The sequence below is a fragment of the Pseudomonas sp. PDM26 genome, assembly GCF_019219185.1.
Taxonomy (GTDB): domain Bacteria; phylum Pseudomonadota; class Gammaproteobacteria; order Pseudomonadales; family Pseudomonadaceae; genus Aquipseudomonas.
Genome location: NZ_JAHUWC010000001.1, coordinates 590,445 through 604,341 on the forward strand (window position 1 = coordinate 590,445; position 13,897 = coordinate 604,341).

A 13,897-nucleotide genomic window follows, 5' to 3' on the forward strand; every position below is an offset into this window, starting at 1 on the left:
CTCTTTTGCTGACTGAATTTGTCGAGACTTTTGATGATCAATAACGATCGCCTGTTGGTGCAGATCCTGCTCGTGGCGTTGTTCGGCGCGAGTTTCTGGGTGATGGCGCCGTTCTGGTCGGCGATGTTCTGGGGCGCGGTCCTGGCATTTGCCAGTTGGCCGCTGATGCGCTTGTTGACCCATTGGCTCAATGGCCGCGAGTCTCTGGCGGCGGCCTTGTTGACGCTGGGGTGGATGGTGCTGGTAGCGGCACCGCTGGTGTGGCTGGGTTTCAACCTTGCCGATCATGTGCGAGATGCCACGGCATTCATCAAGGATGCGCAGGTCGAGGGGCTACCCGAAGCACCGGTGTGGCTGGGTTCGATTCCCCTGGTGGGCGAGCGGCTGGTCGGGATCTGGAACAGCATCGATGAGCAGGGCGCGGCGATGATGGTGTCGCTCAAGCCTTATCTGGGGCAGGTGGGTAACTGGTTGCTGGCGCGCAGCGCGCAAATCGGCGGCGGTATTCTCGAACTGACCCTGAGCATCGTCTTCGTATTCTTTTTTTACCGTGACGGGCCGCGCCTGGCGGCGTTTGTCCTCACGTTGCTGGAGCGGCTGATCGGTCAACGGGCCGGCTACTACATTGAACTGGTGGCGGGCACGGTACAGCGGGTGGTGAACGGTGTGATCGGCACCGCGGCGGCCCAGGCGATCCTGGCGCTGATCGGGTTCCTGATTGCAGGCGTACCGGGTGCGTTGGTGCTCGGTATCGTGACGTTCATGCTCAGCCTGATCCCGATGGGCCCGCCGCTGGTATGGATTCCGGCAACCGCGTGGCTGGTCTGGAAAGGCGAGTACGGGCTGGCCATATTCCTCGGCATCTGGGGCACATTCGTCATCAGCGGTGTCGACAACGTGCTCAAGCCGTACCTGATCAGCCGTGGCGGTAACCTGCCGCTGGTCATTGTGCTGCTTGGGGTGTTTGGCGGGTTGATTGCCTTTGGCTTCATCGGCCTGTTCATTGGCCCGACGTTGCTGGCCGTGGCCTACAGCCTGTTGATCGACTGGAGCAAGACCCAGGCACAGGTAGAAGATCGCCGGCCCTGAAGCTCCAGGGGCCGTAGTCCACTGACCCCGCCTGAGGGTCAGTGGGCTTTTTGTTGCTGCACAGGGACTCATCGTTGGAACGCCGCCCGGAGCAAGCTCGCTTGTATGTTTAGACTTGAAGGGGTAGCGGGCCCGGGTATTGCGGGCGTGTCGTGTATGTAGCGAGCTCGACACATTCGCCTCGAGGGCTAGTCTTGCCGGAGCCGTCGCGACGATTTACCGATCATCGGGTCCCGCAGCGGCGCTGGTTCCGCTACAATGCGCGCCGATTTCGACTTGCCTGAGAGCCCACTCATGTCCGCCTGCCAGACTCCTATCATCGTCGCCCTGGATTTCCCTACCCGTGACGCCGCACTGAAGCTGGCCGATCAGTTGGACCCGAAGCTGTGCCGGGTCAAAGTCGGCAAGGAACTGTTCACCAGTTGCGCTTCGGAAATCGTCGGCACCCTGCGCGACAAGGGTTTCGAAGTGTTCCTGGACCTCAAGTTCCACGACATCCCGAACACCACCGCGATGGCCGTCAAGGCGGCTGCGGAAATGGGCGTATGGATGGTCAACGTGCATTGCTCCGGCGGTCTGCGCATGATGGCCGCGTGCCGTGAAGTGCTGGATCAACGCAGCGGTCCGAAACCGCTGCTGATCGGCGTGACCGTGTTGACCAGTATGGAGCGTGAAGATCTGGCAGGTATCGGTCTGGACATCGAGCCGCAAGAGCAGGTTCTGCGCCTGGCCGCCCTGGCGGAAAAAGCCGGGATGGACGGCCTGGTATGCTCGGCCCTGGAAGCCCACGCGCTGAAAACGGCGCATCCGTCGCTGCAACTGGTGACCCCGGGGATTCGCCCGGCGGGCAGCGCCCAGGACGATCAGCGCCGTATTCTGACTCCACGCCAGGCGCTGGATGCCGGTTCCGACTATCTGGTGATCGGTCGTCCGATCAGCCAGGCAGCGGATCCGGCCAAGGCGTTGGCTTCGGTTGTGGCTGAACTGGCGTAAAAGATCGCAGCCTTCGGCAGCTCCTACAGAGGAATCCAATCTCATGTAGGAGCTGGCGTAGCCTGCGATCCTTTGATCTTCTGCTTTAAACCTTCAACACCAACTTCCCGAAATTCTCGCCGTTGAACAATTTCATCAGCGTCTCCGGGAAGGTCTCCAGTCCTTCGACGATGTCTTCCTTGCTCTTGAGCTGCCCCTTGGCCATCCAGCCGGCCATTTCCTGTGCAGCGCTGGCGTACTGGGCGGCGTAGTCCATCACTACGAAACCTTCCATGCGCGCGCGGTTGACCAGCAGCGACAGGTAATTAGCCGGGCCCTTGACCGCCTCCTTGTTGTTGTACTGGCTGATGGCACCGCAAATCACCACCCGCGCCTTCATGTTCAGGCGGCTCAACACCGCGTCGAGGATGTCGCCACCGACGTTATCGAAATACACGTCGACGCCTTTCGGGCACTCGCGCTTGAGGCCGGCGAGGACGTCTTCGCTCTTGTAGTCGATAGCCCCATCGAAACCCAGTTCATCGATCAGGAACTTGCACTTGTCCGCGCCGCCGGCGATGCCCACCACCCGGCAGCCTTTGATCTTGGCGATCTGCCCGGCGATGCTGCCCACGGCGCCGGCCGCACCCGACAGCACCACGGTGTCACCGGCCTTCGGAGCGCCGACGTCGAGCAGGGCGAAGTACGCCGTCATCCCGGTCATGCCCAGTGCCGACAAGTAACGTGGCAGAGGTGCCAGTTTCGGATCGACCTTGTAGAAGCCTCGCGGCTCGCCGAGGAAGAAATCCTGCACGCCCAGGGCGCCGTTGACGTAATCCCCGACCGCGAACCCCGGGTTGTTCGAGGCAATGACTTTGCCTACACCCAAGGCGCGCATGACTTCGCCGAGCCCGACCGGCGGGATGTAGGACTTGCCCTCATTCATCCAGCCACGCATGGCCGGGTCCAGGGACAGGTATTGGTTTTCGACCAGGATCTGACCCGCCGCCGGTTCGCCGACCGGTATTTCCTGGTAGGTGAATGTCTCACGGGTCGCCGCGCCGACCGGACGTTTGGCGAGCAGGAATTGGCGATTGGTCTGGGAGGTCATGGCAGGCACTCAAGATGAATGAAGCTTTGTTGATAGCCGGTCAGCGACGATGCCGCAAGTTCGGCTGATGCGGCGAATGCAGGTTGATCCAGTGCAGTGATAGTTGGTACGGCAGTTCCATCACTGCAACTCATGGGCGCCCAACCGGAGCCTTGATAGTGCTGCCGTGTTCAAGACCTCCATGGCTAGACTGGTCGTGCGCGATTCCCCGCTTTCTTCTCTTCGAGGACATAACAATGAGCATGACGTTTTCCGGCCAGGTAGTGGTGGTGACAGGCGGGGCGGCCGGTATCGGCCGCGCGACCGCCCAGGCATTTGCCGCCGAGGGCCTGAAGGTCGTGGTGGCCGATATGGATACGGCGGGCGGTGAGGGCACGGTGGCGCTGATTCGTACAGCCGGTGGCGAAGCGACCTTCGTACGCTGCAACGTTACCCTGGAAAGCGATGTAAAAAACTTGATGGATGAGGTGATCAATACTTACGGTCGCCTCGACTATGCCTTCAACAATGCCGGCATCGAAATCGAGAAAGGCAAGCTGGCCGAAGGTACGCTCGACGAGTTCGACGCGATCATGGGCGTCAACGTCAAAGGCGTCTGGTTGTGCATGAAATACCAATTGCCGCTGCTGCTGGCGCAAGGGGGCGGCGCGATCGTCAATACGGCATCGGTGGCCGGCCTTGGGGCCGCGCCGAAAATGAGCATCTACGCCGCCTCCAAACATGCGGTGATCGGCCTGACCAAGTCGGCGGCCATCGAGTACGCCAAGAAAAAGATCCGGGTCAATGCGGTGTGCCCGGCGGTGATCGACACGGATATGTTCCGTCGCGCTTATGAAGCCGACCCGAAAAAAGGCGAGTTCGCCAACGCCATGCATCCGGTCGGTCGCATCGGCAAAGTCGAAGAGATCGCCAGCGCGGTGTTGTACCTGTGCAGCGATGGAGCGGCGTTCACTACGGGGCATTCGTTGGCAGTGGATGGTGGCGTTACTGCGTTCTAACGCAATGCATCTCTACCCAGGAAAAGTTGCAATCTGTGGGAGCGGGCTGTGGCGAGGGGGTTTGTCGGAACGCCGCACCGCCCCGTTGGGCTGCGAAGCGGCCCCAAAATTTCCGATGTATCGAAGATCTTGTGAGTGCTGCGCACTCAAACGGGGGCAAGCCCCCTCGCCACAGCTCGCTCCCACAGTTTTTTTGGTTCCGCTAAAGGGCCGGGCAATGTGTTTCAAATGATTAGAGCAATGGGTTTTGGCGGCGTTGTCGCACATGTATTCGAACACTCCTGTGATTAACTGCTGCTCGCAAAATCAACAGGAGTTTGCTTGCTCATGGAATTGAGAATCGACCGACAGGCGCTGGTGCCCGTCGTACAGCAAATTGTTGACGCGCTGACCTGCTGGCTTCGTTCCAGCGGGGTATCACCCGGTACGCGCCTGCCTTCGGTGCGACAGATTGCGCGGATCAACTTGCTCAGTCAGGTAAGCGTTGCTCAGGCCTGCGAACGCCTGGTGACGCAGGGAATGCTGGTGTCCGGTCATGGGGCCGGCTATAGGGTTGCCGACCCGGCATTGGCTACGGTTGCCAGGCACGAGCCTGCGTGGTTCGACGGGGTGGAGCCCGAATACGGGGCCTGGTCGAGTGAGCTGAGGCTGGGCTGTGGCGGGCTGCCTGAAAGCTGGCGCGAGACCGACGATCTGAGTTACGCGATTCGGCAAGTCAGTCGTACCGATACGGCCAGCCTGTTCAACTACAGCACGCCGCTGGGATTGCCTGCCTTGCGGCAACAGATACTCAGACGCCTCAGGCAGCTGGGCATCCGGGGGCAGGACAACCGGATCATGACCACGACGGGTGCCAGTCAGGGGCTCGACCTGATTGTGCGGACACTGTTCAAGGCCGGTGACTGTGTGGTCGTGGAAAGTCCGGGTTATCCGGTACTGTTCGATCTGCTCAGGCTGCACGGCATCCACATGGTCGGGGTGCCGCGAACACCGCGCGGGCCGAACGTGGACGTGCTCGAATCGCTGCTGGTCAAACACCGGCCTCAAGGGCTGCTCATCAATAGCTTCTATCACAACCCGACCGGCAGCAGCCTTGCACCGACGGTGGCGCGCCGCGTGCTGCAGCTGGCCAGGACTTTTGGTGTGCAGGTGATCGAAGACGACGTCTATGCGGATTTGCACAGTGGTTCCGGTACGCGACTGGCTGCGCTGGACGACAACGTGATTTACGTGGGCAGCTATTCCAAGACACTCAGCAGCTCGTTGCGGGTCGGTTTCGTGGTGGCCGGTTCCGAAGTCATTACGCGTCTGGCCGAGGTCAAGATGATCTCTGGCATGGGCGCCTCACGATTTTGCGAGTCGGTGCTGGCGTGCCTGTTGGCTAACGGTGCCTACGGCAAACTGGTGCAGCGTCAGCGCCAACGCTTGAACAGCGACCGGCTGTCGGTGTTGCAACTGCTCGAAGATGCCGAATGGGAGGTTTTCGGCAAACCGGCGGGAGGCCTGTTCATCTGGGCTCGATCACGGATGTCCGACGACGATCAGGTGCGGACCCAGGCACGGCGCCTGGGTGTACTGCTGTCATCGAAGACCGCCTTCACCCCCTCGGGTGAGGCCGGTGACTGGCAGCGTATCAACGTGGCCTATGCCTGCGACCCGCGTGCCCGTGCGCTCTTTCAGGCCACTGCCGGGGATCGACCTCCAGCGTTCTGAAAACGACGTTGATGTAGCTTTTTGCCATTATTCCGGCAGCAGAGCCTTGTGTTGCTACTGGCCCGTTGCGAATCTGCGTCTACAGACTATGGCAGGGGACTAAGTGCAATGAATTCGGCCGTGCAAGGACGTTTTGCCAACCTCGGTATGGCGAAAAAACTGGGTATCGGGTTTGTCCTGGTGCTGTTGTTGACTGCGCTGGTGGCGGGCATTGGCGTGTGGTCCCTGCAAACCATCAGTCAGCGCTTCGACGGGCTCAAGCAAATGTCATCGCTCAACAGCGGTTTGCTCAAGGTGCGGCTGCTGGAGCAGGAGTACGCCTTGCACGGCAATCCGAAAACCGTCGACGCCCTGCACGAGGGCGTCGATGGCCTGATCGCCCTGGCCGGCCAGCTCAAGGCCGCGTCTGCGGCCAACGTGCCGGTGATGAACGATGTCGAACAGTCCCTGGGTGCCTATCGCAAGGCCTTCGACGAGTTTGTCTCGCTCAGCCAGGCCAAGGACCTGGCGCTGGAAATGGCCAGTTGGTCGGTGTCCAGCGTGGCCAATAATCTTGATGTATTGCAGTCCGGGCTCGCTGATGACGGTGCCTATACCCTGAAGGATTCCGAAGGCAAGGACGGTGCGCAATTCCTCGAGCAGGCCAGCCAGGTCAGTCAGGTTTCACGCCTGATGTTGCAAGCCATGAATGAAGCGCGCGTGCGTCTGGATCAAAGCCGCAAAGGCGACGACAGCGCCGGGCAGGGCAAGATCGAACAGGCCAGCCAGGCACTGACCCAGGCCGAGCAGCTCAAGACCACGGTCAAGGATGAGGGTTACCAGACCGTCCTCAATGAGGTGACCGGTCATATCGCCAGTTTCAGTGACAAACTCGCCGAGTACACCGGCCTGCTGGAACAGGAAAAAACCGTTTATCAGCAATTGCATCTACGCGCAGCCCAAGTGGTCGAGCGAGTGGATCAGGCTTATGTCGCGCAAGACCAGGCGATGCAGGCTGAACTGAAAAAGAACTCGCTGCTGATCATTGGCTCCTCCGCCCTGGCCTTGCTGGTTGGGCTGGTTGCCGCATGGTTCATCACCCGCTTGATCGTGGCACCGCTGCGCAGTGTGATTCATGTGGCGCAGCAGATTGCCTCGGGGGATTTGAGCGCGACCATCGACGTGACCCGTCGTGACGAAATCGGTCAGTTGATGCAGGCAATGCAGCAAATGGGCGCGGGGCTCAGCCATATTGTCAGCGGCTTGCAGTCGGGTATCGAACAGTTGGCGACTTCCGCCCAATCGCTGTCGGCGGTGACGGAACAGACCAATCTTGAGGTCAGTTCGCAGAAGGAGGAAACCGAACAGGTCGCCACCGCGATGAATCAGATGACGGCCACGGTGCACGATGTCGCGCGTAATGCGGAAGAAGCTGCGCTGGCCGCGCAAACAGCGGACGGCAAGGTTGAAAGCGGCCAGCAGGTGGTGCGCCAGAGCATGGCACGAATCGAGCAGTTGGCGGATTCGGCGACTTCCGCCAGTACGAGCATCGAAAGCTTGAGTGCGGAAATCCACAATATCGGCACGGTGTTGAGTGTGATCAAGAGCGTGGCGGAGCAGACCAACCTGCTGGCGTTGAACGCGGCGATCGAGGCCGCCCGGGCCGGCGAGCAGGGCAGGGGCTTTGCGGTGGTGGCCGACGAAGTGCGCGCGTTGGCCAAGCGAACCCAGCAATCGACCGAGGAAATCGAACGCCTGGTCAGCGCTTTGCGCTCGGCGGCGCAGTCCTCGGTGCAGCAGATCCAGAACAGTGGCGAGTTGGTGAAGCTGGCGGTCAGCGACGCATTGCAGACCGAGAGTGCGCTGGGCAGTATTGCCGCGGCGGTATCCTTGATCCAGCAGATGAACCAGCAGATCGCCGCGGCAGCCGAGGAACAGAGCTCGGTGGCCGAAGAGATCAACCGCAGTGTCACCAGTATTCGCGCCAGTGCGGACCAGTCATCGTTGGCCATGCAGGGCAATGCAGCATCCAGTATTCAACTGGCACAACTGGGGGTTGAGCTGAAGGGGATGGTGGGGCATTTCAGGCTTTGAAATGATCATCGGCAAGGCCCAAAAAAGCCACCTCTCGGTGTAATGCTGTTCATTTCAATCAAGATCTATAGAGAGAGCAATAACTAACTTGTGGCGAGGGAGCTTGCTCCCGCTGGACTGCGCAGCAGTCCCATTTTTGGGGCCGCTTCGCGCCCCAGCGGGAGCAAGCTCCCTCGCCACAGGTATAGTTTTTGTCCTTTAGTGAACAGCATTACACCTCTCGGTGGCTTTTGTGTTTTCGCTGATCAGTCGTAGATCGCTTTCTTTTTCCAGTCCGCATCGGCCTCGACGTCTTTTAAGCCTTCGGTCAACTGGTTGACTTCGCCTTCGACCGGCGCAATGCGATCCATGACCTGGTCATTGGCACGGGCCAGGAGTTTTTCCAGGTATTCCAGTTGCTCGGCGTAGACCTGTGGCTCCTGTTGTTTGCGCAGGTATTGCACGCCGCGCTCGAATGCCAGGCGAGCCTGTCCGGGCTGGTTCTGTTGCAGGGAATGCTGGCCGAGGTTATTGAAGAACTCGATGTGCAGCAGCACGAGGATGTGGCGCACTTCACGGATCCAGCGTTTGGCCTCGTTGGGGGCCAGGAAGCCGTCCTGTGCCGCGCGGGTGATCTGGCCATGCAGGGCTTCGAGCAGGAAGCGTACATCCTTGGCCTTGGCTTCGGTCTGGATCGGTGCTGGCGGATTGTTGACCGGGATGGATTCACCCTGGCCGACAAGGGCTTCCAGCTCGGCGATCCGTGCCTTGAGGTTGGCGCTGGATTTTTCCAGGTTGAGCAGGCGCTGGCAGACGTTCAGTTCCAGGCGGGCCAACAGCAGCTTGAGTGCCGGAGTCATCAACTGGCCGGGGAACGTCTCGGTGATTTCGCCGCAGCGACGCAGACGATCATTGAGCTCGATCTTGGTACGGGCCTGTTCCAGCTTGTTGTTTTCCAGCACATGGTTCATGTAACCAATGGCGATCAACAGGGCGATCCCGGTTACGACGAGCAGGGTGATCATGAGTGGCGTCACCGGTAAGACCTCTTTATAGGTTACGCATGCGAGTCGGGTGGCTTGGTATTTGAGCGCCCAGGCCCGCACGACGGGTTGGATCGGACATGCTTGTGCTTATATCGGCCGCAGCCCCGTTTCTATGAATGATGGCACCAGATATACAAAGTGCCATCATTGGGTGAACTATAACGTCTTGGCGGGTGCCGGAATATAGGCGTCAAACGCCGGGCAGCGGAAAACCGCAACGGCTCCCAAAAGCAGGGTGAAGTCATTGATTTAAATAAATTTATATCAGGGGGTTGACGACCTCTCAATCCATCCATAGAATGCGCGCCACTTGCAGCGTAAAGCACACAGCGAAACGAAGCAGGGAGTGAATGTTGTACGTGTGTCCCCTTCGTCTAGTGGCCTAGGACACCGCCCTTTCACGGCGGTAACAGGGGTTCGAGTCCCCTAGGGGACGCCAATGCGGGAATAGCTCAGTTGGTAGAGCACGACCTTGCCAAGGTCGGGGTCGCGAGTTCGAGTCTCGTTTCCCGCTCCAATTTTAAACAGCGTTGCTTTCGGGCAGGGCTGAGTGAAACCAGAACCAAGTCTTCGGATGCGGCTCTGGACACCGAAACACACACCATGTGTTCCGGGTAGCGTGTCCCCTTCGTCTAGTGGCCTAGGACACCGCCCTTTCACGGCGGTAACAGGGGTTCGAGTCCCCTAGGGGACGCCATTTGCGGGAATAGCTCAGTTGGTAGAGCACGACCTTGCCAAGGTCGGGGTCGCGAGTTCGAGTCTCGTTTCCCGCTCCATATTTAACGAAAACGCCGCTCATTGAGCGGCGTTTTCGTTTGCGCGTAAAAAACCGGATCAACCGCTGTAATGCTGCTCACTTAAGAGATAGAGCAAACAATAAGCAACCTGTGGCGAGGGAGCTTGCTCCCGCTGGACTGCGCAGCAGTCCCATTTTTAGGGCCGCTTCGCGCCCCAGCGGGAGCAAGCTCCATCGCCACAAATACAGTGTTCGTCCTTAAGTGAACAGCATTAAGATCAACCGCTGAGGCTCTGTACCAGGCTTTCGAGCGCTTCAATGGTTTTGTCATCCTGCACCGGTTGCGCAGCGGCAGCCGCTTTGATTTGGCGTGCCACGCGGTATTCGCTGGGCGTGCAGTTGGCGAACTGCTTGAAGGCGCGAGCGAAGTAGGAAGGATCCTTGAAGCCGGCCTCATAGCCGATGCTGGTAATCGGCATCTGGCTGTTATCGAGCAGATCCTTGGCGAAGTTCATGCGCTTGTCCAGGATGTAATCCGTGAAGCCAAGCCCATTGGCTTCCTTGAACAGGCGGCTGAAGCGAAATGTCGTCATGCCGCAGCGCTGCGCCAGGTCCCTCTGATCGATGCTGTCACGAAAGTGCTGTTCGATGTACAGCATGACATTGCTCAGCGCCTGGTGTTTTTGGTGTCCCGAGGTCAGCCGGATGCTTTCCGGCAGGGTCGGGGAGTGGTCGATTTGCGATGAGTTGCCCCGGCCGTTGGTATTTCGACGCAGCTCGCAGAGCTGCACCACCGCTGTCAGGTAACGCTTCCTCTCGGTGCTCGAGAGCGGGAGCACCATGTATTCCCAGACGCTGGAGCGCATGGCCCATACAGCCAGTTCCTCCGAGTGCTGCACGGTGAACATGGTGATCGGGATGGTGGGGGTGGTGTGTTTGATCTCCAGCAACAGCCGCAAGCCTGGCGTGTCGGGGCGATCAAAATGGACGCAGATCATGTCTGCGTGTTCCCCGATGGGCAACACGGAGTTTTTCGCCAGTTTGCAGTCGCAGGAGTCCTCGAACTGCGCGGCGAGTTCTTTCGTGGACCGATCATGAGTCAGATCGAACCACAGGAGCGATGGCCTTTTGGTCAAATTGGACGTCATGTCTCTACTCTGGGGTTCTGGGTGACTCACTTTGTTAAGGAGTATTGCCAAGGTGCCATCACTTTGCAGATTTAATCCTGATAGGGAAGACGATTTTTAGTTCTATTCGCTCTATGGATTGCCTGGAAGGCTGCCCCGGGTGAGTGTTTGTTGGTGTGTTATCGACGAACCCGGCTCGAACCGTTTGTCGCTTGTGAGTCAGTGACAATTGTCTTTGCGTTTCAGTGCCTTGTTTACCCCCACCTGTTACTTCTGCAAAAGCCAATGCTGTGTATTTGGCCGCCCCGCAAAAAAGTCCTAACGATGTGCAAAATCTTCCTAACGCCAATGCCTGCACCCTGACTAGGGTTGCATCAGGCAGCGCAGAAAGTACTGCCTCAGAAAAAACAACATTCGAGTGAGGTGGGCAAAATGATCGTGCAAACAATCAAGGCTTCGGTACTGAAGTTCATCAAAGACGAAGATGGCCTGACCATTGTGGAATACGCGGTGGCTGGCGGGCTAATAACCCTGGCGGTTGTCACTGCTTTTACCACCTTGGGCACCGCCATTACCACCAAGCTCGCTAAGCTAGCTGCTTGTATGGGCGCCACGGGCACGGGGCAGACGTGCACGTAAGTCTATTCCCAGTGAGAGGTGCAGCAGAAAAAACAACATTCGAGTGAGGTGGGCAAAATGATCATGCAAACAATCAAGGTTTCGCTAGTGAAGTTCGTCAAAGACGAAGATGGCCTGACCATTGTGGAGTATGCGGTGGCGGGTGGGCTAATAACCCTGGCGGTTGTCACTGCTTTTACCACCTTGGGCACCGCCATTACCACCAGGCTCGGTAAGCTAGCTGCTTGTATGGGTGCCACGGGCGTGGGGACATGCACGTAAGTCTATTCCCAGTGAGAGATGCGGCAGAAAAAATAACATTCAAGTGGGGTGGGCAAAATGATCATGCAAACGATCAAGGCTTCGCTAGTGAAGTTCGTCAAAGACGAGGATGGTCTGACCATTGTGGAATACGCGGTGGCGGGTGGGCTAATAACCCTGGCGGTTGTCACTGCTTTTACCACCTTGGGCACCGCCATTACCACTCAGCTCGGTAGGCTAGCTACTTGTATGGCCGGTGGGGCGTGCTAGTAAGTCTATTCCCAGTGAGAGATGCAGCGATGCCTATTGAGCAGATGTTTACATCAATTGTTCTGTTGGGGCTGCTAGGTATTGCGGTGGTGAGCGACCTTCGTCGCCACCGCATCCCCAACCTGCTGGTATTTTTAGGACTTGTTTTGGGTTTGACCAGTCAGGCTTACGCCAGTGGAGTTGAGGGGCTTGGTAATGCTGCGCTGGCCATGCTGATCGGCTTTGCAGTGTTTCTACCCATGTACGCCCTGGGCGGTATGGCCGCCGGGGACGTTAAGTTGATGGCCATGGTCGGATGTTTTTTTACACCGTATGACGCGTTGTGGACGGCGCTTTTCAGTCTGACGGCCGGTGGTTTGTGCGGTGTTTTGATCATCCTTTTTCGTGGCCAGCTGCTGCAAACCTTAGCGCGCTACTGGTTGATATTAGGGGCGCGAACCTACTTGGCTCCGGCGGAAGATGAAGTGGCCGGAAAGCCTTTCCCGTACTCCGTTGCAATTTTGCTCGGAACCCTGGCCAGTGGCTATTGGCTGCAGATCGGCCCGTAGCCCAGGAGGCTAGTCATGCACGTCATCGTCGAAAGTGATGCCTACCCCAGCGATCGGAGCGCGGTGCAACGGTTGGCGCCTCAGCCCTGCACTATCCGCGAAACTGGCCTGACGGACAGTTTTCTCGGAGAGTTGGTGTGCAAGCATTTGTTCGATGCCGGTGTACTGGACATGTCGCGGCTGGTGGACCGCCTGGCGCTGACCGGCGCGGTACTTGAAGAGGTCCTGGCGTTTCTGCGCAAGGATGGCCGTGTCGAAGTGCTGGGCCAGGCGAGTCAAACGGGCGGGCAGATGCTGCGTTATGGCCTGACCGAGCGTGGTCGCAGTGCCGCTCGCGATGCCCTGTCGCGCAGTGGCTATATCGGTGCGGCACCCTTCCCGGTGAGTACCTACCGCTCCCTGATCAAACTGCAGACCATTCACCATGGTCGCATCAACGCCAACGATATGCGCAATGCCCTGGCTGGCGTAGTGCTCACGGAGGAGATGCTCGATCAGTTGGGTGTGGCGATGAACTCCGGGCGCGCGATCATGATTTATGGCCCTGCGGGTACCGGCAAGACCTATGTCAGCAGTCGGCTGATCCGTCTGTTCGCCGAGGCCATCTGGGTTCCTTATGCCATCGTCATCAACGAGTCGGTGATCGAGATCTATGACCCCCAGGTGCATCAGCGGCTCGATGAAAATACTCAACAGAACAATCTGATGCTCAACGAAGGGATCGACCGTCGACTGCTGCGCTGCAAACGCCCGATCGTCATCACGGGCGGTGAGTTGAGCATGGAGCAACTGGACGTTCGTTATGACCCCTTCACCCGTCAATACCAGGCCGCCTTGCAGCTCAAGGCCAGCAATGGCCTGTTCATCATCGACGACATGGGGCGCCAGCGCATGGCCCCCGCCGAGCTGTTCAATCGCTGGATCGTCCCGATGGAAGAGAAACGCGATTTCCTCAACCTGGGCGGCGGTCGGCATTGCGAGCTGCCGTTCGATCTGATTCTGGTGTTTTCCACCAACCTCAATCCCCTGGAACTGGCCGATGAGGCCTTCCTGCGCCGGATCGGCTACAAGCTGCAGTTCGGTTACCTGAAGCCCGAGCAGTACGAAAAGATCTGGCGTATGGAAAGCGAGCGTCTGGGCATTTCCTATGACCCGCTGCTGGTGCGTTATGCGCTGCAAAGGCTGTATGCAAGCGAAGGCATGCCCCTGGTGCCTTGCCATCCCCGCGATCTCCTGAACATGGCGCTCGATCGCCAGCGTTATATCGGCGGTTCCGGACCACTGTCACCGAAAGAGTTGGAATGGGCCTGGCATAACTACTTCGTCCAGCTCGACTTTCTTTGATACGGAGATACT

13 protein-coding genes, 4 tRNA genes and 1 pseudogene are annotated in these 13,897 nt (G+C 58.7%); 15 read left to right on the plus strand and 3 right to left on the minus strand.

Translation table 11 applies throughout. The features are described 5' to 3' along the window. Nucleotides 1-33 precede the first annotated feature (33 nt). The gene (locus KW849_RS02670; protein WP_218427393.1) at nucleotides 34-1,089 is read left to right on the plus strand and encodes an AI-2E family transporter; all 1,056 of its coding nucleotides are present in this window, start codon (nucleotides 34-36) and stop codon (nucleotides 1,087-1,089) included. A gap of 294 nt (nucleotides 1,090-1,383) precedes the next feature. After that, nucleotides 1,384-2,082, plus strand: coding sequence for an orotidine-5'-phosphate decarboxylase (pyrF, locus tag KW849_RS02675; protein WP_177413210.1), 699 nt, complete (start codon nucleotides 1,384-1,386; stop codon nucleotides 2,080-2,082). An 85-nt stretch (nucleotides 2,083-2,167) separates the two neighbouring features. Here pyrF and KW849_RS02680 read toward each other — a convergent pair whose 3' ends face one another. Then, a complete protein-coding gene (locus KW849_RS02680; protein WP_218427395.1) occupies nucleotides 2,168-3,172 on the minus strand; it encodes an NADP-dependent oxidoreductase in 1,005 nt (334 codons plus the stop codon). A gap of 236 nt (nucleotides 3,173-3,408) precedes the next feature. On the opposite strand from KW849_RS02680, the gene KW849_RS02685 reads away from it, so the two are divergent. The 4 genes and pseudogenes from KW849_RS02685 to KW849_RS31755 all read left to right on the plus strand — a co-directional run bounded on the left by KW849_RS02685 (nucleotide 3,409) and on the right by KW849_RS31755 (nucleotide 7,956). Continuing rightward, nucleotides 3,409-4,170, plus strand: coding sequence for an SDR family oxidoreductase (locus KW849_RS02685; protein ID WP_008003267.1), 762 nt, complete (start codon nucleotides 3,409-3,411; stop codon nucleotides 4,168-4,170). Nucleotides 4,171-4,497: 327 nt separating this feature from the next. Then, nucleotides 4,498-5,883, plus strand: a complete 1,386-nt coding sequence (locus tag KW849_RS02690; protein WP_218427397.1) for a PLP-dependent aminotransferase family protein — start codon at nucleotides 4,498-4,500, stop codon at nucleotides 5,881-5,883. Between the two features lie 987 nt (nucleotides 5,884-6,870). Further along, a pseudogene (locus KW849_RS31750) lies at nucleotides 6,871-7,047 on the plus strand (HAMP domain-containing protein); the annotation flags it as partial. 204 nt (nucleotides 7,048-7,251) lie between these two features. After that, the gene (locus KW849_RS31755) at nucleotides 7,252-7,956 is read left to right on the plus strand and encodes a methyl-accepting chemotaxis protein (protein WP_371319106.1); all 705 of its coding nucleotides are present in this window, start codon (nucleotides 7,252-7,254) and stop codon (nucleotides 7,954-7,956) included. Between the two features lie 245 nt (nucleotides 7,957-8,201). Here KW849_RS31755 and KW849_RS02700 read toward each other — a convergent pair whose 3' ends face one another. After that, nucleotides 8,202-8,960 (minus strand): hypothetical protein, encoded by a 759-nt coding sequence (locus KW849_RS02700; protein ID WP_218427402.1) that lies wholly within the window; start codon nucleotides 8,958-8,960, stop codon nucleotides 8,202-8,204. A 384-nt stretch (nucleotides 8,961-9,344) separates the two neighbouring features. Between KW849_RS02700 and KW849_RS02705 the strand changes: the two genes are divergently transcribed. The 4 genes from KW849_RS02705 (at nucleotide 9,345) to KW849_RS02720 (ending at nucleotide 9,757) form a co-directional block, all read left to right on the plus strand. Then, nucleotides 9,345-9,420 (plus strand) — tRNA-Glu (locus KW849_RS02705). A 2-nt stretch (nucleotides 9,421-9,422) separates the two neighbouring features. Beyond that, nucleotides 9,423-9,498: transfer RNA gene (locus tag KW849_RS02710), tRNA-Gly, on the plus strand. Nucleotides 9,499-9,602: 104 nt separating this feature from the next. After that, a tRNA-Glu gene (locus KW849_RS02715) sits at nucleotides 9,603-9,678 on the plus strand. Nucleotides 9,679-9,681: 3 nt separating this feature from the next. Continuing rightward, nucleotides 9,682-9,757 (plus strand) — tRNA-Gly (locus tag KW849_RS02720). Nucleotides 9,758-9,995: 238 nt separating this feature from the next. On the opposite strand, the gene KW849_RS02725 is transcribed toward KW849_RS02720, so the two are convergent. After that, nucleotides 9,996-10,865: a DNA-binding response regulator gene (locus KW849_RS02725; protein ID WP_218427404.1), complete on the minus strand. Its 870-nt coding sequence runs from the start codon at nucleotides 10,863-10,865 to the stop codon at nucleotides 9,996-9,998. A gap of 411 nt (nucleotides 10,866-11,276) precedes the next feature. On the opposite strand from KW849_RS02725, the gene KW849_RS02730 reads away from it, so the two are divergent. From KW849_RS02730 to KW849_RS02750, 5 genes are read left to right on the plus strand one after another with little or no spacing between them, the layout of a single operon-like run. Continuing rightward, the gene (locus tag KW849_RS02730; protein WP_218427406.1) at nucleotides 11,277-11,483 is read left to right on the plus strand and encodes a Flp family type IVb pilin; all 207 of its coding nucleotides are present in this window, start codon (nucleotides 11,277-11,279) and stop codon (nucleotides 11,481-11,483) included. A 57-nt stretch (nucleotides 11,484-11,540) separates the two neighbouring features. Beyond that, a complete protein-coding gene (locus tag KW849_RS02735) occupies nucleotides 11,541-11,744 on the plus strand; it encodes a Flp family type IVb pilin (RefSeq protein WP_218427408.1) in 204 nt (67 codons plus the stop codon). Nucleotides 11,745-11,801: 57 nt separating this feature from the next. After that, on the plus strand, nucleotides 11,802-11,993 hold the full coding sequence (locus KW849_RS02740; RefSeq protein WP_218427410.1) for a Flp family type IVb pilin: 192 nt from the start codon (nucleotides 11,802-11,804) through the stop codon (nucleotides 11,991-11,993). A 29-nt stretch (nucleotides 11,994-12,022) separates the two neighbouring features. Continuing rightward, the gene (locus tag KW849_RS02745) at nucleotides 12,023-12,541 is read left to right on the plus strand and encodes a prepilin peptidase (protein ID WP_218427412.1); all 519 of its coding nucleotides are present in this window, start codon (nucleotides 12,023-12,025) and stop codon (nucleotides 12,539-12,541) included. Nucleotides 12,542-12,556: 15 nt separating this feature from the next. Next, nucleotides 12,557-13,885: an AAA family ATPase gene (locus tag KW849_RS02750; RefSeq protein WP_218427414.1), complete on the plus strand. Its 1,329-nt coding sequence runs from the start codon at nucleotides 12,557-12,559 to the stop codon at nucleotides 13,883-13,885. Nucleotides 13,886-13,897: the final 12 nt, after the last annotated feature.

Excerpts from the sequence above, each read along its gene's own strand:
- KW849_RS02670 (WP_218427393.1), top strand. The coding sequence starts at position 34 with ATGATCAATAACGATCGCCTGTTGGTGCAGATCCTGCTCGTGGCGTTG.
- pyrF (WP_177413210.1), top strand. The coding sequence starts at position 1,384 with ATGTCCGCCTGCCAGACTCCTATCATCGTCGCCCTGGATTTCCCTACC.
- KW849_RS02680 (WP_218427395.1), bottom strand. The coding sequence starts at position 3,172 with ATGACCTCCCAGACCAATCGCCAATTCCTGCTCGCCAAACGTCCGGTC.
- KW849_RS02685 (WP_008003267.1), top strand. The coding sequence starts at position 3,409 with ATGAGCATGACGTTTTCCGGCCAGGTAGTGGTGGTGACAGGCGGGGCG.
- KW849_RS02690 (WP_218427397.1), top strand. The coding sequence starts at position 4,498 with ATGGAATTGAGAATCGACCGACAGGCGCTGGTGCCCGTCGTACAGCAA.
- KW849_RS31755 (WP_371319106.1), top strand. The coding sequence starts at position 7,252 with ATGACGGCCACGGTGCACGATGTCGCGCGTAATGCGGAAGAAGCTGCG.
- KW849_RS02700 (WP_218427402.1), bottom strand. The coding sequence starts at position 8,960 with ATGATCACCCTGCTCGTCGTAACCGGGATCGCCCTGTTGATCGCCATT.
- KW849_RS02725 (WP_218427404.1), bottom strand. The coding sequence starts at position 10,865 with ATGACGTCCAATTTGACCAAAAGGCCATCGCTCCTGTGGTTCGATCTG.
- KW849_RS02730 (WP_218427406.1), top strand. The coding sequence starts at position 11,277 with ATGATCGTGCAAACAATCAAGGCTTCGGTACTGAAGTTCATCAAAGAC.
- KW849_RS02735 (WP_218427408.1), top strand. The coding sequence starts at position 11,541 with ATGATCATGCAAACAATCAAGGTTTCGCTAGTGAAGTTCGTCAAAGAC.
- KW849_RS02740 (WP_218427410.1), top strand. The coding sequence starts at position 11,802 with ATGATCATGCAAACGATCAAGGCTTCGCTAGTGAAGTTCGTCAAAGAC.
- KW849_RS02745 (WP_218427412.1), top strand. The coding sequence starts at position 12,023 with ATGCCTATTGAGCAGATGTTTACATCAATTGTTCTGTTGGGGCTGCTA.
- KW849_RS02750 (WP_218427414.1), top strand. The coding sequence starts at position 12,557 with ATGCACGTCATCGTCGAAAGTGATGCCTACCCCAGCGATCGGAGCGCG.